The organism is Streptomyces sp. NPDC033229, assembly GCF_055576875.1.
Genome location: NZ_JBVIQR010000036.1, coordinates 13,668 through 34,387, shown reverse-complemented (window position 1 = coordinate 34,387; position 20,720 = coordinate 13,668). Strand labels below are relative to the sequence as shown.

Here is a 20,720-nt window from a genome sequence, read left to right as displayed (position 1 = left end):
GGCCGCGCGGTGGAGGTGACTTAGTTGTCCTCGGCCGCCTTGGCGGCCTTCCGGGAGGGCTTGTCAGGGCTGGGGGCGGTCGGCGGCTTGCCGCCCTCCCAGCAGTCCGGGTTGCTGATCTGCTCGGCGATGGCCGGGTCAGTGATCTCGGCGCCGGCCGTGAGGATCAGCGGAATCCGGTCGACGGGGTCGAGGGCGTGGACGGTCGCGGCCAGGGTGCCGAGGACCTTGCCCTGGTCGGTGCTCACAGCACCTTCGCGGTGATGTGACAGTCCGGCGAGTATAGGACCGGCATCGCCGCCGCCGAACCCTTGGTCCAGATCTGCACCGGGTCGTCCTCGACGTCGCGGGTGATGACGATGCCGGGTGCGTCCTCGCGCTCGATCGCAGGGTTGGTGCCGCGCGACAGAGCCAGGGCCTCGGCCGTGACGCCGTACTGGGTCTGTCCCCACTTCGCGCGGTCCGGCGGCAGCATGATCCACCGGTCCTCCGGCAGCACGCGCTTGGAGACATCGTTCTGCCACACCTGCGCCTTGTAGAACGTCACGGGCGGCAGGCCGTAGGTGCCTCGGACGGAGTTGACCTGCTCGGGGTTGAGGGTGGCCGTGGGGGTCTGGCCGCCGGCTGGGGTGCCGTAGTACGCCGCCCGGTAGGCGCCGTTGGAGGCGAGATGCGACCACGCCTTGCGGGAGGTCAGCACCATCTCCGGGGCGGGGGCGCCGATGGAGTCGAGGTAGTCGATCCACCGCAGCTCGTCCGCGATCGGATCCGCCGTCGGGTCGGACCACGGCTTGGGTGCGGTCGGCATATTGGCCTGCGGCACTCCGTAGTCCGCTTCGACGGTCAGGCCGTTCTCGGCGACGAGGGAGAACTTGCCGTCGAGGAGTACGTCACCGGCGGCGAGTTCGAGGCGGGAGCGGATGGCTTCGACGTGCCGTTCGACGTCGTCGTAGAGGAGTTCCACGAGGCGGTCGTCGTCGGCGCCGCGCTGGGCGTCCAGGAGCAGTTGCTCCATTTCGCCTACGAGGAGCTTCTGGCCGAGTGCGGGGAGCAGTCCCTCGGTGAGCTTGCTCTCTGCCTGCCGCTTCGCGAACGGGACGCTCGCGTCGTAGGCGCGGTAGGAGGCGGCGTTGACGCGGCGCTTGTTCTGGCGGATGCGCCATTTGACGTCCTTGACCTGGACCTCGCCGAAGACGGTGCTGGTCAGGAGGAAATCCTGGGGGGTGGGGATGGTGCGGGCGTAGACGGTCAGGTCGGTGACGCTGACGCCCTTGATCAGGTCGGCGACGCTCACGCGGCCACCTCACCGAGGAAGCGGATCTGCGCGCTGCCGGGGGCAGGGGCGACCTTGGCCGGGTCGATGCCGCCGGGGATGCGGTCGGTCTTCACCGAGCCGTGCCAGAACAGGGCCGCGGGCACGTTCTTGGCTCCGGGCGTGTACGGGGCCTCGGCGTACACGAGGCCGGCCAGGACCTGACGGCCGTCGGTGGCGGCAGGATCGTAGGGGCCGTAGAGACCGGAGGCGGTGATGCGGCCGACCGGGACGCCGGAGCGCACGAAGCCGTGCGGCTGGCCGGGCTCCGGCTCCGCGTAGTGGACGCCCTTGGTGAAGGCGCCCCGGTCGAGGGTGATGGTTTCGGTGCTGTCGGTGCCGTGCCGGGATGCGAGCCAGTCGCGGTCGGCGGTCACCTGCACGGTGGTGGTGTACGGCTGGATGGTCAAGCCGTCTCTCCTGGCGATCGAGAGGTTGCGCGCACTCACCAGGGCGGTGGAACGGTCCACGGAAGGGAGCGGGGCGTGGTCCCCGTCGGTGCGGGCCCGGGTCGGGCCCGCGGGTCAGTTGGTCGGCGGCAGCAGGCCGCGTCGGCGGGCCATCTCAAGCCCGGCCGCGCCTGGCGTGGAGGTGGGGGAGGGTGCGTGCGGCGGGGGCACGGAGGCGGGTGCACCGCCTGGGGCTGGCGGCATCCGGTGCGCACTGGCACCGGGGGCTGTGAACAGCTCGGGTCGTCGGCCGGCGAGCTGCTGGACGGCTTCGGCGAGCTGGTCGTCGTCGGCCTCGTCGTCAGCGCGCAGGAGCGCCATGGCGTCCTCGAGGTCGGGGCCGGTCGCGCCGGCCTGGGCCAGGTGAGCGCGGCGGATGGCGCTGCGCTCGCGGGCGATCGCGGCCGCCTCGCGTGCGTGGATCGCCTTCTCCCGCTCGGCCAGCTGCACCTCGCGGTGCTGGGCCTCAGACAGGTCTTCCGCCTGAGCCTTGCGGGTGGCCTGCACGTACTGCTCCAGGGCAGCGGTGTCGGCGAACCCGAGCCGGTCGGCCAGCGACCGCATGGCCGTTCGGGCGCCTTGGTCCTTCTCGCGGGCCAGCAGTGTGGCCAGGCGCTCCTGGGACATCGTGAGTTCGACGCCAGCGCCCTTCGACGCGTCGCCGTGCCCGGACTGCGGGTCGGCCTGGGTGCCAGTGGTCATAGAGTGCTGCTCCCACACGGCCCCGCGCCACTGCTGAGTGTACGGATGCCAAGAACGCGCCCCCCGTTGTGGTGGTGCGCGTTCGGCAGGTTCAGTGCCCCGGATCCGGGGCGGCTGATACAGCCAGTTGAAGGCGCTGCGGGGGCTGGCTGCGTAGTCGGCGGCCAGCTTCTCGTAGCGGGTGATCTCGTCGGCGTTCTCGGCGGACCAGCGCACCAGGGTCGTGCCGCCGGGATTGGCGTGCCTCTTCGTGTAGGCGTCAAGGGCAGCGTCGGCGGTGAGGTGGCCGCTGGACGTCCAGTTGAAGGCGTCGACGTATTCGACGTCCCATTCGGGGTCGTGGTCTTCGTCGTCGGGCTCGGTGGTGAGCACGTAGTCGAAGAAGCCGATGTTCCAGGTGCCGGTCTCGGACTGCCAGGTGACGTTTTCGCGGTGGTGGCTCATTTCGGGGCCTCCTTGTCTGGGCGAGGGGGTTCCAACCCCCTTCTGTTGGTTATATTCTACTACCCCCATGGGGGGTGTCAAAGAGTTTCCGCAGGTCAGCGGGTTGGGTGGGTGCCGTCGAGGCGGCGTGCCTCTGACCCGGGGTGGGCCTATGCCCTCATATCTGCGCCATCAGGGCAGGCTGGCATGATCCATAACATGCCTGACCTCACCAAACCTGCCGCAACGGCTGCGGCCCCCCAGCATCCGGAAGGCGCGAAGACGCCCAAGAGACGGAAGATGATCCTGTGGGGGGCCGTCGGCGCTGTCTGCGCCGCCGCCGCAACCGCGGGGCTGCTGATCTGGGAGCCCTGGGTGGACCGCTCTCCGTTCACCGCCCTGATCGGCTCCATCTCGGAGGACGAGTACCTGCGCAACGGCGGCAAGGGGCACGGAGGCGACCAGTGCACCCCCAACGCCGCAGGCGAGCGAATGATCGTCTTCGACAAGTCCGGTAAGCGCAAGCTCGCCGAAGGGGTCACCGAGCGGACCGGCGAGCGGCTACCCGACTCCTACGGCGAGGTCGCCGGGTACTGCTTCTCCGTGACCCGAATAGAGGGCGTCCCCGGCGGAGAGGGCACGTACGTCACCCAGGTCGGCGGCGGCAACAAGACCAAGTCCGAGGAGAAGGAACTGCGCCGGACGGTCCAGGAGCACCGCGAGGCGTTCAAGAACATGCGCCTGCCCGACGACGACGCCCCCATCGAGGACGTGGAGTAGGGCCACCCGGCAGGCCCGCGCCGCTGACGGCGCGCTCTCGAACCAGAGCCTGTCTGACGGGTCTGCGCCTATGCCTTCCACGGCACCGCCACCGTCGCGTCGATTCGGCTCTGGCTTCGTCCGTAACACGCCGGGCACGTCCGGGGCCGGTGGCTCCGGATCTGGAAGAATGACTTATGCCCGTGGTTCTCCGTTCAGTGGACACACGGGGAGATGGTGGGAGCCCTTCGTGAGAGGGCTCCCACCTTAGTATGTTCCGCTGTGCGCACCCTTGCGCACATGATCCGCCGGGCCCTAGGCCGCCTTGCTTCGGCGGGGCGGCCCCTCACGGGACGGTGGGTCGGCCTGCCCCTCGCCTTCTTCCGCTTCCTCGTCCGGCGTTGCCTCCTCCGGCTTGGCTGCCGGATCGGACTCTGGCGCCTTCGGCTCTCGCCGGGCATCGAGGCGAGCGACTTCCTCGCGGATGTCCTCAATGGGGTAGCCCGCGTCCTGGAGCATGCGGATGCCGGTCTCCAGGGAGAACACCCCGGCGCTGACGCCCTTGACGACCTCGTCCAGGACGGCGGCCCGGTCGGTGGGGGTGTGGGGGCCGAAGACGAGGCGGGCCGGGGGCTGGTCGCCTGCCGGCCATCCCTCTGCCTGCCCGGCCTGGTGAAGGCGCTGGACCATCTTCAGCAGCAGGCTGTACTTGTGGGCCCGCGCGAGGCGCATCGAGTCGACGAGGGAGTCCAGCGGTCCGAGGCTGAGCTGAAGGGCGTAGCCGCTGGGCACGTCGGAGGGGTCGACCGTGCCGAGGCTCACCGCGGGCAGCCTGGCGTTGACGGCGGCGCGGTCGCGGATCTCCTCCACCCGGGCGCGGAGTTCGGCGAGCTGGCTGGCGGTGTTCAGTACGTCCATGCGCCCGCCGTCCGCGAGTTGGAAGACGGTGCCGGGCTGGATGGCCAGGGGCTTCGGCCGGCCGGTGACCCGGTCGACCTCGCCGTGGGCGCCCGCGAGGCCAATGATCGGCGCGCCGGTGGTGGCGCTGGCGCGGGCACTGTCGGTGTCGGTCTCCGCCAGCTCGTCAAGGGTCTGCATGACCTTGGCGAGTGTGGACTGCCCGAAGTGCTCTCTATCCTGGACGGAGTTGCTGATGTGGACCACGGGGAGGAAGTCGATCCGCAGGTCCAGGCGCCGCAGGAGGACGCCGTCGCTGCGGGTGCGGAAATGGGCCTTGTCGAGGGGGAGGTCGTCGAGTGTGTGCCCGTGCCGCAGGTCTTCCAGCAGCCACTCCGCGTCGGTGAGGTAGCAGGTCTGTGCGGCCGGCCGCCCCGGGGACCACGGGTAGATGCGGTGAACGGTGCCGGTCGCGGCGTCGTAGCGGTCGCCTCCCGCCGCCGGCTGCGGGACGACGTCAGCAGGATCCCGGACGGCATCGGGGGTAGACCGGCCGGGCGCGGCCGGATCCTTCGCGGCCTCGATGGGCCCCAGCTCGTAGGTGACACGCCGTAGCCGCGCCTTGATGCCGCGCTTGGGGTCTTCGGGCAGCTCCCAGGCCAAGTGGACGCGCCGGGGGTAGTCGCCCGGGTCCGCGTCGTCCTCGAGCACGGGGAAGTACATGCCCGGGTCGCAGGTGCGCAGCCGCACCCGACCCTTCTCCGGGTCCCACGCCAGCAGGTACACCCCGTCACCCAGCAGCACCGCCTTCCGCTCGCACGCCTGCATGCGCAGGGGCAGCAGCTCGGCCTCCGCCCAGTCGCGCAGCTGCTGCTGCAGGTGGGCTGCGGCTACCGCGTCGGGGGTGGCTTTCGGGTCCTTGGCGTGCTCGGCGCCCGGGACCACGATCTGCTGGGACTTGCCGATCACGTGCGCGAGGGTGGTGTCCACGAACGCGGACGGGTCGCCGAACTCGCGCCGCTCCGCAGCGTCCTCGTTGCCCGCGTAGCTCGCCAGCTCGCCGGCCTGGTTGGAGTCGTAGGCGGCCAGCAGCTTGTAGGCGGCCAGGCGGCGTACGGCCTCGTCCGGCAGCCAGGTGGCCTGGATCTCCGGGGCCAGGGCCCGGTGCGGGCGGCCGTCGAAGGTGGAGGCCATGACGGGCTTGTAGTTCAGCCACGACCAGGCGTCGATCAAGAAACGGGGCAGGCCCACGCAGTAGTCCCTCGTCGGCCCCGCGCCGTCTTTCAGCGTAGGGGAACGGGCACCGTGTACTTCCCGGGACAGTGCGTGGGACGCTGCCACGATGGACACTCGGCACCGGACCGTCAGTGTGTACCTCTTCGCCCGCTTCGGCGCCGCATGGCGCATGGGCGTGATCGCCCGCCCCGAGGTCGGAGGGGTGATGTCGCCAGGTGGGCCTGTGGCGCCTGGAGAAAACCCGGCCCAGGTCGCCGTGCGTGAATGCGCCGAGAAGACCGGCCGCGTGCGCCTACTGCCGTCGGCCGGGCTTCCCCTGCCTGTGGACTACCCGCACGCGGATGACGGCCAGGCTGCCGAGAGTGACGAGGGTGCCGCGCCGTGGTGGGTGGTGAACATGCCAGCTACCGCATGCAGCCCGCATGCCGACCCCCGGCACCTGCACGCCGACCACATCCACGTTGCGATAGTCGACCGGCCCTACGGCCCCCGGGCTCCCGGCGACCACCCGTTCCGGTGGATCACCACGGACGACCTGGCCGCGCTCGACACGCCCGCAGACACCCGCATCCTCGGCCGCGCCCTGTTCGACATCGTGCCGGCCACGGCCGCCGCCCAGCGGCCCCACCCGCAGCGCGACAAGGAACTGCACCGCGAACTGCTGCGCCGCCGCGACGTCGACCAGCAGTTCCGCGAAAACCTCCCGGCGCAGCTGACGGAGGAGGTGTCCGCCCGCTGGGCGGAGCTGGATGAGGACAACACGGAGTGGCTGCGGCAGGTCATCGACCGTGTGGGCTGGCCAGGGCGGGCACTGTGCGGCGACGACGGCGCCGAGGCGGCCTGGCTCCTCACGCAGCACGCCGACCGGCAGCCACACCTCCAAGCCGCCTGGGCCGACCTGCTCGCCGAGGCGGTCACGGCCGGGGACGCCGAACCGTGGCATCTCGCCTACCTGGAGGACCGCATCGCCATCCACGGCGGCAGCGAACGCCGCCTCCAGTGGTTCGGCACCCAGTTCCGTAAGGCGCCCGGCGGCCAGTGGCAGTCCTTCCCGATCCGCGACCCCGAAGGCGTCGACCAGCGGAGGGCAGAGCTCGGCCTGGACACTCTCGCCGAGCGCGCCAAGGAGATCGCGAAGGAGTGCAGTTAGCGCGTGCCCGCAGGAATGGAGGTGGCCATCCGGCGTTGCCTCAACCGCGCCGTGTCAAATGCCGACAAGTAGTCGGAATCTGCCCGACAAACAGTCGGAATCTGGCGCTGTTCAACGGCAGTAGCATCCCGGCAACGACCCCTCGTGAAAGGGAGGTTGCCGTGACCGCTGTGATCGTTGGATCGCGGGCCAGCCGTCTGGCCAGGACCCAGGTACGGGAGTGGCTCGCCCCCATGCGTGAGCGATTCCCTCACGTGAAGTTCACGCAGCGCGTCATCCTCGAAGGTGGCGACGAGGACCGTCAGACCGCTACCCTCGCCGCCGTCGCCAAGTCCAGCGGCGGCAGCGCCTTCTCGACCAACCAGGAAGCCGCCCTCCTGAACGGCGCGGTCGACGTCATCGTCCACTCCCTCAAGGACCTGCCGACCTCCATGCCCGAGGGCCTGGTGCTCCTGCCCACCCCGGCCCGTCGGCAGGACGTGCGCGACGCCCTGTGCGGCAACACCCTCGCGGAGCTTCCCAAAGGCGCACGAGTGGGCACCGGAGCGCCACGCCGAATCGGCCAGCTCCTCGCCCTCCGGCCAGACCTAGAGATGGTGCCGATCCGGGGCAACGTCCCACCGCGGCTCGGGAAGCTACGAGGCGCGGACGCTCTCGACGCCGTGGTCCTCGCCGCCGCCGGCCTGAACCGTCTCGGTCTCGGGCACGCCATAAGCGAGCACCTGCCCGTCGACACCTTCCCCCCTTCTCCCGGACAGGGTGCCCTGGGCATCCAGGTCCGTGAAGGCAGCGACGTCGCCCGTCTCCTCGCGGGCACCGGTGATCACGTCCTGGACGCGGAGGTCAGAGCCGAGCGCGCGCTGCTCGCCGAGCTTCATGGCGGCTGCTCCGTCCCCATCGGGGCGTACAGCAAAGCCCGCCGCGACGGCACCCTGACCCTCTCGGCTCAGGTCTCAGCCGTGGACGGCAGCAAGCACGTCACCGCTCAGGGCACCGGATCGTTGCACGATCCCGAGACGCTCGGCCGCCGAGTCGCCGACGACCTCCTTGCCCAGGGCGCCGAAGCGATCCTCTCTGCCATCCGGCAAAGGCCCCCGGCAGGGCCTGGAGAGGCCGACCGCAGCCCAGTGACCCCCAGGTGATCAGCGAGCGTGCACAAGCCCACGAGAGGACGCCTGACGCCCCTCCCGCCGCGAGCGGGAGCCGCCTGGCACAGCGACACCTACGGGGGTAGGGGGATCTTCTCTGTGAGTACTTGTTCTGGTTACTAACAAGAATCCCTAGTGCTCCTACGACTGGCTGACCTACGCCTGATAACCCGTCTTCGGTGACAGGCGGATGCCCTCTGGTCCGCTGTTGGACGGCGGCTGGCTGGATAGCCCCATTTCTCTCAGGCACAGGGACAGGCTGCCCGCGCTGGCGTGGGCAGCCCGGCATTGGCGAGAGTGGTCAGCGGCGGCCAAGCAATACGGTGAAGATCGCGTCCTCGATGAGGCCCCCGTCGTCGGCGTGGTTGCAAAGAAGGGCGAGTGCCTGGCCCTCGAACTCCTTCCAGCGGTCCCCGAACAAGGGGCGGGAGGCGAACGAGGTGGAGCCGAGATAGCCCAGCACGCTCTCCGGGCTCCATTGCCTGCGCACCTCGAAGCGGTGTTCCTCGACACGGCGGAAGGCCGATTCGTGCAGGACCTCGGCGTAGGGCCGGTCGTGGACGCTGAAGGTACTGTGCCCGGCGCGCCGCTCGCTGCCCAAGTACTGCTGGATCAGGGCGCGCAGAGCGTCGGTCCATGCGGTGCGGGCAGTCCACAGGCTCCCGTCGCCCATCACCGCCACTGCGCCGGTTGGAGCGGTACAGCCGTCGAGCATGGCCAAGATCTTGCCTTGGTCCATCCAGTGGAAGGCGCGGCAGATCGTCACCAGGTCCGCCTTCCACCGGCTGCTGGGCGGGGTGAAGTCCTCAGCCCGGACATGGTGCAGGCGCACAGCCTTGCCGGGCACGGCGGCGGTCATGGCAGCTTCGGCCTCGGCGATCATGTCGCCGTCGGCCTCGGCAATGTCGAACTCGGCAAACGCCTCCCCGAGCGCGAGAGGCACCTGGCCAGTGCCGGAGCCGAGGTCCAGCAACACCGGCGAGGCGACGCCGCTGACCGTCTCGGTGAGCAGGATCGCGGCTTCGGCAGGGATGCCGGGTCGGAAGGTGCGGTAGTAGCGGGCGGTGCCGTCGAAGTGGCCCACGATGCGCTCCTTGAGGTGTCGATGCGAGATGCTGCGGCCGCAAACTCAGAGACGGCGAGCGGCCGGCCGCAGGTCCAGAGGAACGTGGGGCAAGTGGGGGCCGAAGCCCCATGGACCCGGCCGGGTTGGGACGCTCAGCGCCAAGATCTGCCGCAGCGGAGCCGGCAAGGGCGGGCTGATGCTTGTCCCCCTGGTGCGCGTCTGATTGATGCCCGATGGGAAGCCCTTACTGCTGAACGAGCGCCTCGGGCGGAAGGTCACGGACTGATGCTGGCACCAGCCTTGGTCTCCCTAACTGCGGGGCCGCCGAAACCATCGGTCTGCTCGTCGACGTCCAGCACTGCGAGCCCACCACTGACGTCCCAAGCCCGCTCAGTGCAGTACGTTCCGGTCGGGACCAGGCCCAGCAGCCGGTGTTGAGCGGCGATCGGGCCTCGCTAGGGGTGGACCCGCTGGAGATGGAAGATCAGAAAATCGGCGGCCTGCCCGCTGCGGTGAGTCGGGCGACCGTTCGCCAGCTCATCGGCGACCGAGTGCCAGGGGCCTCGCGAAGTCCCTCGCGGAAGCCGGCGAGCGAGGCTCGCAGTGCGCTGTGCTCTCGGAAGCGCCACAGGGTGATCAAGGCCCACGTGGCGAGGTTGAAGGGGATCAAGGGCGCGGGGAGGTTGCGGCGGGCGAGCCAGACACGGTTGCGGGCGTTGAGCCGGTAGAACCGCTCATGGCGTGCCGGGTTGGTCGCAGGGTGGTGGACGAGGACGTCGGGCATGTAGAGGCCGTTGTGGCCGTGATTCCACAGGCGCCAGGCAAGGTCGATGCCCTCATGGAAGAGGAAGAAGTGCCCAGGCCAGCCGCCGGCCAGCTCGTACATGCTGCGACGGACCATCACGACTCCTTCGGCCATGACAGTCACGGTGCCCTGCCGGGTGGCGTCGCCAGCGCGCAACCGGGGAACCCAGCGGCGCAGGGTGACGCCCGTGTCGGGGTCGGCGATGCGGGGCTGTACGTACGCCAGGTGCGCATCGCGCTCCAGCTCGGCGGCTAGGCGGGCCAGGGCGTCGGTGGTGGGGATGACGGCGTCGTTGTCGAAGAAGAACAGCAGGTCGCCCTTCACGTTCTCGGCGCCAATGTTCCGGCCTTCAGGGATGCCCACGTTCTCGGGCAGCGCGACGGTCCGCACACCGTCCGGCACCTGAGCGGGCTCGCATCCGTTGCCGACCACGACGACGTCGAGGTCCACACCTTCCTGGGCGAGGAGCGAGGCCATGGCCCGGGGGAACTCCTCGGGGCGGTTGTTCATCGTCAGGACGACGGCGCCGATCGCGGGGCGCGGTGCTTCAGTGCTCACGGGATGGGCCTTCTGCTGGTGTGGATCATGGTCGCCAGGTGCGGGCACGCCATCGTTGCGTCATTCGGTGGATGCCTTACCGTAATGCGCTGAGTTCACCTCTCGGGGTGATCTTGGATTGGTGGCGAGGGCGGTGAGGCTGGCCTGGACGGCGGTGATCAGGCTGGTACGGGTGTCCGGCGACTCCTGACGGGCCGGGCGGCCGAGGCGAAGCTCTTCGGGCATGTATGAGGCCGGTCTCGAGACATCGGGGTCAGGAGGTGACGCGGAGCGTCAGTTCGCGAAGCTGGCGGCCGGTGGTAGTGATGTCGTATCGGCGCGCGTTATTGAGAGCCGCCTTGGTCAGGGCCTTGCGCCGGTGGAAGTCCCGGCCCATCTCGTCTAGGGCCACGGCCAGCGAGCGCGGGTCGCCAGGAGCATAGGGAACTCCAGCACCCCCGAGGATCTCCCTCACACCGGGGAGATCGGAGTAGGCAACCGGAAGTCCGTGGGCTTGGGCCTCGATGAGGGCGAGTCCGAAAGCCTCCAGGCCCCTGGTCGTGAAGACGAAGGCGTCGAAGTTCCGCAGGCGGCGCCATAGTTCGGCCCGAGGCAGGAACGGATCAAAATGAACCCGGCCCCGCAGCCCGAGTTCGATAGCCCGCTGTTCCAGATGCTCCCGTAGGGGCCCTTTACCGATCACGGTCAAGTGGTGCGGCTGATCGGTTAAAGCGAGGGCTTCGACTGCGGTGATCGTGGATTTGTTGTCATCCAGACGACCGGCGTGCACCAGAGACAGCGGTCCGGATTCAGTAGGCGGTTGATCGCGTAGCCGGGCATCGCTCAAACGGATACCCCACGGGATGACGCTGAGTCGATCGGTGAAACGGCCTCCGGTGAGACCGTCGATGCGGTCGGCGAGGACGGAGGTCGGGGCGACGATCGCGGCGCTTGCGGCAGCAACTTCATTCAGGCCCTCGCGCTCCCACTCGATGCGCTCGGCCACCATCACGTCGGGGCCATGGGCGATGGCGATGATCGGGATGCTGTCGGCAGTCCGAGCGAAGGCCAGGCTGAGAGCAAACCCGAGGTACTGGGCGTGAATGGCATTCGGCTGGATCTTCTCGATGAGCGCACCAACCTCACACGTCAGCTCGTCAATGTAAGGGTCGAAGTCCGGGCCGTGAGGGCGCTTCGTCGTGGAAAGGGTGATCAGTTGATCAAACGCAGCCTTCCACGCCTGATCGACCGGCGCCCTGCCCAGGAAGGTCGTCTTGGTTTGAGGCATCGCGCCGTAGAGATCGTTGACGAGGATCATGCTCCCGGATGAAGGCACGGAGGTGCGGTTGATGCCGGTCAAGAGGTTCAGGACCTTGATGGCCATGCGGAAACTCCATTCGTCGACAGCCATTGGGCGGGAGTTGGAGATCGCATCCCGTAGCCAACTCGACTCGTGAGCCATCGGTGACGTTCTGCATCTCGCGCTGACGGGGAGGTGCCCACCACGACGCCAGGTGGGGTGTGACGACGGCCATGACCTCCTCAGCTGGATGTAAATAGCCCTTACTGTCCTGTTCTGCCGTCCAAGCCCTGACTGGCGACCGGGGGTAGGCGGGATTTATTCCAATTTCCCCCTTGGGTAGGACTCCGTTGAAGGGGGTGGGTATTCCCTCGCTGTTCCAGTAGTCCCACGCTTCAAGGGCCTTGGATTTCTCGAAGCAGTGGTACAACTGCCGATAGCGAGGCATGCACCGGATCTCGCGGAAGATTATCTGGCCGACCAGTCCAGGTGCGGCTTTCTGGATTGTGCTGAGGTCGGCGCCCTGGAAGGTGACCGATGCCGCATCCTCGAACGGGTGCAGCGCAGTTCGGGCGAACAGGTGGGACAGTCGTCGCCGGACGTACTCGGCGACTCCTGGGCCGAGAGCCGGTTCTATGCCTTCGATGAGCTGGACGAGCCGGTGATGGCGCGGGTTGAAACGGGCCAGGTCGAACAGCTGGTCCATGCCGTCCACGGCGGCGAAGGCGAGTCGCTTGTAGAGCCAGTTGTTCAGCTCTCCTGCCTGGGCATAGGTCTTGGTCTCCGGAGTGGCGGAGTGGAGCATCAGGTATTCGGACAGGACCTCGAAGTACAGGTAGCCGAGGAACGGCACGTGGGCCACGGCGTCGGACAACTGGTCGATGAACTTAGGGGCCGGAGTGGCATGGCCGACGGCGTTGTGCAGGGCGACGTCGAGGAACGCGGCTGCGGCGCGCAGTCCGGCCAGCAGGGCATCGTTGAGCTGGTCGTTCTCGGCGGGGGTGAGGAAGCTCTGGTAGCGCAGGTAGGTGCGCAGGTGGATGGCGCCGAGGTGCAGGTAGTCGATGCCTTTGGGCCGGATCGGTGCATCCGGGGTGACCTCGAAGATTATGGGCGTGGTGGAGGGTTTCGTCCGCATCAGGTAGGTGCCGAGGTTGTGGGGGCGCAGTCCCTCGCGCTGACTGGCGAGAGGCGAGCAGTACAGGGCTCCGACCAGGCATCCGGTGGAGACGTGCACCTGCCGGCTGGTGCGGATGGCGTTGATGTCCTTGGTGGTGTGCAGCAGGTACATCGGCCTTCCGCTGACGAGTGCCTCTGTCATGGCGTTGTGTCGTATCAGCCAGCCGTTGGGGGTGGAGAATTCCAGGTGCCGACGCCAGTCGCTTTCGCTTTCGGTCAGCGAGGCAGGAATGCGGCGCCGCGCGGGCGTGGTGTAGTCCGTGTGGGCGTGCTCCCATTCGTCGTGCAAGGGAACTCCTGGGGATGGAGGATCAGCAGCTGGTCATGGAGAAATTGCGAGAGGCTAAAGGGTCTCGATGTTCGGTCCGGAGAGGCGGTTTCGGCAGTCGAGAACATAGGGGGCGTGTTCCTCGATCATCGGGAGGTCGAATCGGGTGTGGTCCATGAGGAGCACCACGGCGTCAGCGGCCGCGACCTCCTCCGGGGTTGCGTCCACCCGGGGCACGTTCAGCTTGGTTTCGTCGCCGTCCGGGATGTTGGGGTCGGCGCCGCGGACCTCGGCGCCGAGGGCGATCAGAAGTTCGGCGACACGTGACGAAGGCGAGTTGCGGAGGTCGGTGGCGTTGTACTTGTACGTCAGGCCGAGCAGCAGGATCCGGGATCCGGTGATGGCCAGGCCGCGCTTGTCGAGTGCTTCCACCAGGCGCTGGACGACGTAGTCGGGCATGTGGCGGTTCACCTCGTCGGCGAGTTCCACAAACCGGAAGGGGACGCCGAGGTCTTCCCGGATCTTCCAGGAGAGGAACAACGGGTCGACGGGCAGGCAGTGCCCGCCGACTCCCGGCCCCGGGGTGAACCGGGTGAAGCCGAAGGGCTTGGTCGCGGCGGCGTCGATCGCCTCCCAGATGTTCACGCCGAGGCGGTCGGTCAGTGTCGCCAGCTCGTTGATCATGGAGATGTTGACGAGCCGGAAGGTGTTCTCGATCAGCTTGGCCAGCTCGGCGACCTTGGGCCCGGATACCGGAACCGTGGTCTGGAAGATGTCGTCGTAGAAGCCCTTGATCACATCGAGTGATTTGGCGTCGATCCCGGACACCAGTTTCGGCGTCCCGTCGAACGACCACCGCTTGTTCCCCGGGGCGATGCGTTCGGGACTGAACCCGGCCAGGAAGTCCACCCCGCCCTTGAGGCCCGAGGTCTTCTCCAGGATCGGCAACAGCACCTCCTCCGTGGTGCCCGGGTAGGTAGTGGACTCCAGGACGACCGTCGCACCGGGGCGAAGATGCTCGCCCAGCGTCCGGGCGCAGGACTCGATGTAGGTCAAGTCGGGCACACCGTCCCGCAACGGGGTCGGCACGGTGATCACCGCGATATCGAAGCCGGCCAGCATGGCAGCGTCGGCGGTCGCGGAGTAGGCCCCGGTGTCCAGCACCGCGCGGAGCCGGGACGAGGCCACGTCCTCCACGTACGAATCGCCGGCGGCGAGCCGCTGGACGCGGTCCGGGTCCACGTCATAGCCGACGACACGGTGACCCACCTCTGCGGCGCGTACGGCCAGCGGAAGCCCTACGTAGCCCTGGCCAGCGACAACGATCTGCATGGCAGCTCCTACTCGGTTGCGGTGCTTGAATGGACCGTCGTTCCGTGTCTGGCAAGGAGAAGTGCTGTGCCCCTGGTGTCTGTCGTGATGCCCGTGTACAACTCGGCAGCCACCCTCGGCGCAGCCGTCCGATCGGTGCTCACGCAGACCCACAGCGACCTGGAGCTGCTGGTCACCGACGACCAGTCCTCCGATGGCTCCATGGACCTGCTCCGCGAGTTCGCCGAACAGGACGAGCGCGTCCTGCCAGAGGCGGCACCCGAACGGGGCGGCGCGGGCCGGGCCCGCAACCTCGCGATCGAGCGGGCCCGCGGCGACTACATCGCCTTTCTCGACAGCGACGACATGTGGCTCCCGGAGAAGACTGAGAAGCAGCTCGCCTTCGCTGCCCAGGGCACTGCGCCTTTGACGTTCACCTCATACTTCAAAATGGACGCCGACTACGACGGCGAGAGCACCGACTGGGTCCCGAACGGGCGGGTGGTGCGTGCGCGGGAGCACGTGGACTACCGCGCGATGCTGGTCCGAGACCACATCGGTGCTCTCACCGCCATGTACGACCGCAATGCCCTGGGCACCAGGCTGATGCCGGAGATGCGCAAGCGCCAGGACTACGCCCTCTGGCTGTCGATCATGCGGGACGGCGCTGACGCCCGGGGCCTGGCTGAGCCGCTGGCGGTGTACAGGGCCCACCAGGCGGGATCGCTGTCCTCCAACAAGCTGTCGCTCGTGCAATACAACTGGGCCCTGTACCGCGAGCACGAACATCTGTCGGTCCCGCGGGCGACACGGGCACTGGCCGGCGCGGTGTGGCAGTCGCTGCGCAACTCGCGCATCTAGCTCCGCACACGGGCCCGAGGAGCCCGGTACACGACTGTTTCCGGGGGCGCCCGACCGGGCCCCGCCTCGCGGCCGTGACGCGTGCTCGGGGGCGGGCCCTGGGGGCGGGACTCGGTGGGTCACCGGTGCCCTCGGCCGCTACGCGGCCGAGCCGGCGTCGGCCGGCGCGCGCAGGAACAACTGAAGGAGCAGCCGACGGTCGGCGACCGCGACGGTCTCCTGACCGCTGTGAAGCGCCTCCCGGCCGTGCAGAAAGCGGCGCTGGTTCACGATGAGGTAGTCCCCGGGCTGGAGCATGAAGGACACCTGCCCCCGGACGAGCTCCTCGACGAGCTCCCCGGCGGCGTCGGCATGCGCCTGGCCAAGCTCGGACCGCTCCAGCATCTTGGCGGTGAACCGGACGAACCCCTCGCCCAGGTCTGAGCCGTCCAGGACCGGGAAGGGCTTGTACTCCTCGCCGACGCCGTGCAGGTCGAAAAAGGTCCCGTAGTGATAGGCCGGCTCGGCCAGGAGGGCGCGGCTGTTCTTCGACAGCCGCGCCACCGCCGCGTGGGCGTCGGAGAGGATGCTGGGGCCGCCGCCGAGCGGGTCGGGGCGAACGCACAGAAGCGAGGTGTACTCCGGGGGCCGGGTCGCGTTCACCAGGTCCATGTGGAACGCGTTGTACCCGATGCCGCTGGACTTGCCGGGATCCTTGTCGACCTTGACCCCGATGTCCTTCCACAGCGGCCACCGCGGGAAGGGCGAGAAGGGGACCGCCACCTCAGCCGCGAAGGCCGTCGCCAGCCGCAGGACCCGGTCGTCGGTCCCCAGGACCTTGGCGAGGTTCCCCAGGCGCAGCACGGCGTACCCGCCGCCCGCCCCGGTAAGCGCGCGGCGCAGCGTCGCTGCCATCTCCGCAAACCGCGGCGCGGCCGTCAGCTCGGTCCGGTACCGCTCCATGGTGGACTTCGCCAGGAACGAACCGTCCAGCTTCCACGCCGGCAGAGGAAGGTCGATCAGAGCAGCTTCAAGCTCGCTTGGGATGTCGATGAACACGGGGAGCTCCTGCCTTGGAGTGTTCGGGGTGTCCTTCGGGTACTGCTGCCTGGCACGCCAGAATCCCGGTACCGGGCCATGCCGCATAAGAAGCCACAACGAACTCGCAACTTCGTTGATTCGGCCGCCCCGAGCTCGGCTCGGCACCTCATCGACCGCTCGGGCACATTTGCGAGTACAGCTCAACTATCGGCGTCAGACCACCAGTTGCCTGTAGTCCTCGTGTAGTCCCGGCCGGTTCGGCACTGGCTTCCGATCCGGCCGGCTGCTGGGATGGCAAGCATGGCAAGCGTGGACGATCAAATCCGACACCCGCTGGCATACGCCCGGCTCCTGCGCGGCTGGACACAGCCCGACCTCGCCCGGAAGATCCGCCAGGTCGCTGCCCGACGGGGGTTGCGGTCGGGCGTGGATCGCCAACGGGTGTGGAAGTGGGAGACCGGCCGAGCTGTGCCGGATGAGGAGTCCCAACTCTTCTTGGCGGACGTCTTCGACGTGTCGCCTGATGCCATCCGTGCAGTGGGCTGGCCGGACTGGCTTCCCGGCGGGGACGCCGTGCTGGGACTCGGCCCGGGTACCGCTGTTCCTGCTCTGCGAGAGGCTTTGAGTCAGTTGATCGACCGTCGATCCTTCGTTGCCTTCACCCCAGCTGCCCTCACCGGGCTCGCCCTCCAGTGGGCCGAGCGTGACCCACACTCGGCAGTGACCCGCCTACGAGGCGATCACGTCGACACTGGAATCGTCGAGGGGCTGGAGCAGCACGGAGCGTGGCTGAACGGCTTGCCGACCGAGCAGCGGCAGCACCTCGGGCCGCTCCTCACCGGGCACCTGGACACCATCACGGGGCTGATCGAGCACGGCCGATACACGGCCGCAGTCGGCAAACGCCTCCACACCCTGGCAGCGACCACGGCACAGACTGCTGCGTGGCACCGCTTCGACCACGGGCAGCATGCAGCCGCCTCCCGTCTGTGGCACGGCTCCCTGCACAGCGCGCACGCCGCAGCAGACCGCGACCTTGGTGCCGGAATCCTTTCCGACCTCGCCTACCAGCAGACATGGCTCCACGACCCGCGCACAGCCGTGAAGATCCTTGAACACGCCATCGCCCGCGCAAACCACCCCACCGCCCAGTCGCTACTTCAACTCCGCAAGGCCCGTGCCCACGCCGCCCTGGGCGAAGAACTCGCCTGCACCCGCGCCCTCGGCGCGGCCGAAAAGTTCTTCGACTCCGCCACAGGCACCCCGGCGCCCCCGTGGTGCACGTGGCACGCGGCGACCGATATCGCGGTCGACACGGGCCGATGCCTCCTCGACCTCGGGCACCACCGCAGGGCCAGGCAGCTCATTGACGAAGGCACCAGCATGCTGCCCGAAGCCAGGCTCAAGACGCGGGCCGTCTTCCTCACCTACGAAGCCGAGAGCCTGATCGCCTCGGGCGCAACCGACCAGGCCGCGGCGACCGCCCACCAGGCGCTCACCATGGCCCGCCGTATCGGTGCACCGCGCTGCATCAGCCTGATCCAGGGCCTCACGCCCTCCTTCACCGCGCATCGGACGGTCGAGGGCGTGCCGGAACTGCTGGAACTCGTACGGGCGAGCTAGGGGCCAAGCACTGTCAGTAGTGCTTTTCCCGGTAGATGCCGTCGGCGTCGACACCATGGCCCCAATCGCCAAAGCTGGTGTTGCCCAGCTCCAAGTTGGCGACGAAGGAACCAGCCGCTGCGAGGGTGATCCTGAACGGATCGTCGTCATCGTCGGGCAGGTTGTTCACGGCCAGCAACGGGAACTCTGCGGAGGCCAGGGCCCGCTCATCGGCGATGAGGACGAGCGTGCTGTCAGGCCAGCCTTCGTCATCGCGCCCGATCCGTGCCTGGATCTGATCCGCCGTGAATCCCGCGTAGGCGCGGTTGTCGATGACGGTGAGCGACCCGTAGTGCTCCGAGCCTCCATCGAGGGCCTGGAGCAGGCGGGCCCACTCGTCTGGCTGCTCGAAGGAGGTCCGCACCAGGAGCGGGCCGCCCTCCTCCTCGATCGTGGTGGAGGGCGGCTCGGGCTCGGCCCCTGTCCGCTGGCCGGGGATGACCTGGATGAGGAAGCGGGGCTTCTTGCCGTCCGACGACCGGTCACTGGCATGGACGCGGATCAGGTAGGGGCCGGCTCCTGCGGTGGCGAGATTCTCTTTGCGTACCGGCTCGTGTCCGCTGTCGCACAGGGCGAGGAAGCCAGTGGTGGAGATCAGGGTGATCTCTTCGACCTCGTCCCAGCCGCTCTCCGCTCCCGGGTCGTCGCCGCCGTAGAGGGTGACGATGGGGTTCTCCAGGGTGTTGCCGGCGTCGATGTGCAGCCAGTTTTTCTCGGCTGCCAGGAACCCGCGGCCGCGCGGCGGCTTGCCGGCGTCGGGGTCCATGATGGCCAGGTCGCCCCATTCCTTCATCTTGAGCGGCCGGGTGCGGCCGTGAAGGAGTGGCCAGTGGGAACGCTGCATGGAGAACCCCCATCGGGTTTGCTGGTGCCTGCCGGTTTACGTCCTGCGGAAAGGCAGTGTGGCAGGCACGTTGCGTGCCTTACTTGATGCTGACGTAGTAGCCGTCGCCGTCCAGGACGCGCGCGGTCTTGTAGAAGCCGCCGAGGCGGGCGCCGGCGCTGCGGTTGTCACCGGCGGAGATGATCCGGGTGCTGCCGCGGCTGGGGTTGCCGCCCTCCTTGCTGGCGGCGAACGGGTACTCGTCGCAGTCGTACTTCTTGGGGTCGGGGTTGTGCACCTTCGCGCACATGGCCTTGCGATGACCGTTGATGACCTTCTCGTCGGTAATGCGGTGCAGCGGGGTGGAGGCGCCCGGGTGCCCGGCGATCTTGCGCTGGGCATCGAGGATGTGGTTGGCGGACTCCTTCACCTTCGCGTCGCTGCGGGAGAGGGTGAAGACAGGGGGAGCGCCCGGGAAGACGCAACCGGGGTTCTTGGTGCGCTGCTTCGGACCCCAGAACGTGTCGTCACAGCGGTACTTGGCGGACTTGTAAGTGAAACCTCCCGGCGTGTAGCCGGGCTTGGTGAAGGTGAACCGGTAGGAGGCCGGGCTGGCGAGCTGCTTCTTCTTCCCGACGCTGGCGGCGTAGCCGACGGTCCCCTTGCGGGCGGGGCCGAGGGTGGACCCTTGCGGGAACTTGACGGCGGTCTTGACGTTCTTGCCGCCGCCGACGGACACGTTGATGCGGACGCCGCCGGCGTTGACGAGCTTGGCCTTGCTGACGGTGAAGTTTTCCGCCCACTTCAGCTTGTTGGTCTTCAGCGTCATGGAGTGCTTGACGTCGAAGGTGGCCGAGCCGACGGGCTTGCCGTTCTTGAGCAGGTTGACGCGGGCGCCGACGTCCATGCACATGCTGGTGCGGGTGATGACGATGGTGTTGATCTTGCAGCTCGCGGCGGCGTCCGTTCCGGCATAGACGGTCTTAACAGCAGCATCCTGGGCGACGCTGATGCTGTACTCCGCCGGTGCGGCCTCCGCGCTCGCGGCGCTGGTACCGGCCAGGAGGAGCGTGCCGAGAGTGGCACCGATGGTGGTTTTTCTGAGCGTGCTGACCCGCATATGTATCTGTCCCCTCGTTGGTGGAGGGACGGCACCGCATCGAGGCTGCCGTCCGCGAAGCGACACGTTAAACGCCTCAACTCGTTGGCAGCTCAGGTTTGTTGGGGCCCCTCCTGTTTCAGGACAAGGTCGAGTTCCGGTCAGCAGCAACGGCGGGTGCCCGTTTGCGATCCTGGGCCGGAGCACGGCGAGTCAGACGCGCGCCGCACCTGCCGGAGCTCCCCAGCCCGCGCCTTCACGGACTTCACCAGAGTGGTCCCATCGGGTACGGCCAGCCCACGCCGCGCGGCGGAGACCTAGGCCCCACGTGCGAACCAAGGCGTTCATCCACATGGACCTGCTTTGCCCCCGGACAAGGTGGGCCGCCGCAGCACCATCGCGATCGCAAGGGCGCACCAGCCGCTCCGGCGCGTTTCCGCCAGCTGGCCACTGCGGTGAATGCCGGCCCCCAGCCGACACGCCTGCCACTCCGATCGGATCATCCGAATGAAACGGCCTGAAGGGCGCTCTTGACGAGCAGGATGGTGGGGCCCGCGCACGGGGCGGTGCAGCCGAACCTGGCGCGGGTCTCCACCAACGCCCGGAGGGGGAGGGGGACGCTGCAAGGCCATTACGGCCGGTCATGGCTCAGCTGTGCATATTGCGATCAGCTCTGACCATGGAGCGACATGCTCCTGTCTGCCGCGCGACAA

18 protein-coding genes are annotated in these 20,720 nt (G+C 68.3%); 5 read left to right on the top strand and 13 right to left on the bottom strand.

Annotated elements, in window-relative coordinates; all coding sequences use genetic code 11:
• Positions 1-20: 20 nt before the first annotated feature.
• The 4 genes from ACZ53N_RS27320 to ACZ53N_RS27305 are packed head-to-tail and all read right to left on the bottom strand — an operon-like array spanning position 21 to position 2,907.
• The gene (locus tag ACZ53N_RS27320) at positions 21-248 is read right to left on the bottom strand and encodes a hypothetical protein (protein ID WP_469143458.1); all 228 of its coding nucleotides are present in this window, start codon (positions 246-248) and stop codon (positions 21-23) included.
• Positions 245-1,294: a major capsid protein gene (locus ACZ53N_RS27315; protein ID WP_469143457.1), complete on the bottom strand. Its 1,050-nt coding sequence runs from the start codon at positions 1,292-1,294 to the stop codon at positions 245-247. The genes ACZ53N_RS27320 and ACZ53N_RS27315 overlap by 4 nt, the downstream gene beginning before the upstream one ends.
• Positions 1,291-1,782: a head decoration protein gene (locus ACZ53N_RS27310; RefSeq protein WP_469143456.1), complete on the bottom strand. Its 492-nt coding sequence runs from the start codon at positions 1,780-1,782 to the stop codon at positions 1,291-1,293. The genes ACZ53N_RS27315 and ACZ53N_RS27310 overlap by 4 nt, the downstream gene beginning before the upstream one ends.
• A gap of 54 nt (positions 1,783-1,836) precedes the next feature.
• On the bottom strand, positions 1,837-2,907 hold the full coding sequence (locus ACZ53N_RS27305) for a hypothetical protein (RefSeq protein WP_469143455.1): 1,071 nt from the start codon (positions 2,905-2,907) through the stop codon (positions 1,837-1,839).
• A gap of 198 nt (positions 2,908-3,105) precedes the next feature.
• On the opposite strand from ACZ53N_RS27305, the gene ACZ53N_RS27300 reads away from it, so the two are divergent.
• The gene (locus tag ACZ53N_RS27300) at positions 3,106-3,666 is read left to right on the top strand and encodes a hypothetical protein (RefSeq protein ID WP_469143454.1); all 561 of its coding nucleotides are present in this window, start codon (positions 3,106-3,108) and stop codon (positions 3,664-3,666) included.
• 294 nt (positions 3,667-3,960) lie between these two features.
• Here ACZ53N_RS27300 and ACZ53N_RS27295 read toward each other — a convergent pair whose 3' ends face one another.
• Entirely contained in the window at positions 3,961-5,793 is a 1,833-nt protein-coding gene (locus ACZ53N_RS27295) for a hypothetical protein (protein WP_469143453.1), read from the bottom strand.
• A gap of 91 nt (positions 5,794-5,884) precedes the next feature.
• Between ACZ53N_RS27295 and ACZ53N_RS27290 the strand changes: the two genes are divergently transcribed.
• On the top strand, positions 5,885-6,928 hold the full coding sequence (locus tag ACZ53N_RS27290) for a DUF6624 domain-containing protein (RefSeq protein WP_469143452.1): 1,044 nt from the start codon (positions 5,885-5,887) through the stop codon (positions 6,926-6,928).
• A gap of 161 nt (positions 6,929-7,089) precedes the next feature.
• Positions 7,090-8,070, top strand: a complete 981-nt coding sequence (hemC, locus tag ACZ53N_RS27285; protein WP_469143451.1) for a hydroxymethylbilane synthase — start codon at positions 7,090-7,092, stop codon at positions 8,068-8,070.
• A 307-nt stretch (positions 8,071-8,377) separates the two neighbouring features.
• Here hemC and ACZ53N_RS27280 read toward each other — a convergent pair whose 3' ends face one another.
• From ACZ53N_RS27280 to ACZ53N_RS27260, 5 genes are all read right to left on the bottom strand, one after another.
• Positions 8,378-9,160 carry a methyltransferase gene (locus ACZ53N_RS27280; protein ID WP_469143450.1) on the bottom strand — a complete coding sequence of 261 codons (783 nt, stop codon included), beginning with the start codon at positions 9,158-9,160 and terminating at the stop codon, positions 8,378-8,380.
• 466 nt (positions 9,161-9,626) lie between these two features.
• Positions 9,627-10,505, bottom strand: coding sequence for a glycosyltransferase family 2 protein (locus ACZ53N_RS27275; protein ID WP_469143449.1), 879 nt, complete (start codon positions 10,503-10,505; stop codon positions 9,627-9,629).
• Between the two features lie 253 nt (positions 10,506-10,758).
• Positions 10,759-11,802 carry a glycosyltransferase family 4 protein gene (locus ACZ53N_RS27270; protein ID WP_469143448.1) on the bottom strand — a complete coding sequence of 348 codons (1,044 nt, stop codon included), beginning with the start codon at positions 11,800-11,802 and terminating at the stop codon, positions 10,759-10,761.
• Entirely contained in the window at positions 11,705-13,252 is a 1,548-nt protein-coding gene (locus ACZ53N_RS27265) for a hypothetical protein (protein WP_469143447.1), read from the bottom strand. Before ACZ53N_RS27265 ends, ACZ53N_RS27270 begins: the two co-directional genes overlap by 98 nt.
• Positions 13,253-13,306: 54 nt before the next feature.
• The gene (locus ACZ53N_RS27260) at positions 13,307-14,563 is read right to left on the bottom strand and encodes a nucleotide sugar dehydrogenase (protein WP_469143446.1); all 1,257 of its coding nucleotides are present in this window, start codon (positions 14,561-14,563) and stop codon (positions 13,307-13,309) included.
• A gap of 66 nt (positions 14,564-14,629) precedes the next feature.
• Between ACZ53N_RS27260 and ACZ53N_RS27255 the strand changes: the two genes are divergently transcribed.
• A complete protein-coding gene (locus ACZ53N_RS27255; RefSeq protein ID WP_469143445.1) occupies positions 14,630-15,403 on the top strand; it encodes a glycosyltransferase family 2 protein in 774 nt (257 codons plus the stop codon).
• A gap of 138 nt (positions 15,404-15,541) precedes the next feature.
• Here the strand turns inward: ACZ53N_RS27255 and ACZ53N_RS27250 are convergent, their stop codons facing one another.
• A complete protein-coding gene (locus ACZ53N_RS27250; RefSeq protein ID WP_469143444.1) occupies positions 15,542-16,441 on the bottom strand; it encodes a TauD/TfdA family dioxygenase in 900 nt (299 codons plus the stop codon).
• Positions 16,442-17,143: 702 nt separating this feature from the next.
• Between ACZ53N_RS27250 and ACZ53N_RS27245 the strand changes: the two genes are divergently transcribed.
• The gene (locus ACZ53N_RS27245; RefSeq protein ID WP_469143443.1) at positions 17,144-18,046 is read left to right on the top strand and encodes an XRE family transcriptional regulator; all 903 of its coding nucleotides are present in this window, start codon (positions 17,144-17,146) and stop codon (positions 18,044-18,046) included.
• Between the two features lie 13 nt (positions 18,047-18,059).
• Here ACZ53N_RS27245 and ACZ53N_RS27240 read toward each other — a convergent pair whose 3' ends face one another.
• Together ACZ53N_RS27240 and ACZ53N_RS27235 are read right to left on the bottom strand one after the other, a co-directional pair.
• Positions 18,060-18,929: a DUF6924 domain-containing protein gene (locus tag ACZ53N_RS27240; RefSeq protein WP_469143442.1), complete on the bottom strand. Its 870-nt coding sequence runs from the start codon at positions 18,927-18,929 to the stop codon at positions 18,060-18,062.
• Positions 18,930-19,008: 79 nt separating this feature from the next.
• Complete coding sequence (locus tag ACZ53N_RS27235; protein WP_469143441.1) at positions 19,009-20,028, bottom strand: NucA/NucB deoxyribonuclease domain-containing protein; 1,020 nt, start codon at positions 20,026-20,028, stop codon at positions 19,009-19,011.
• Positions 20,029-20,720 lie beyond the last annotated feature (692 nt).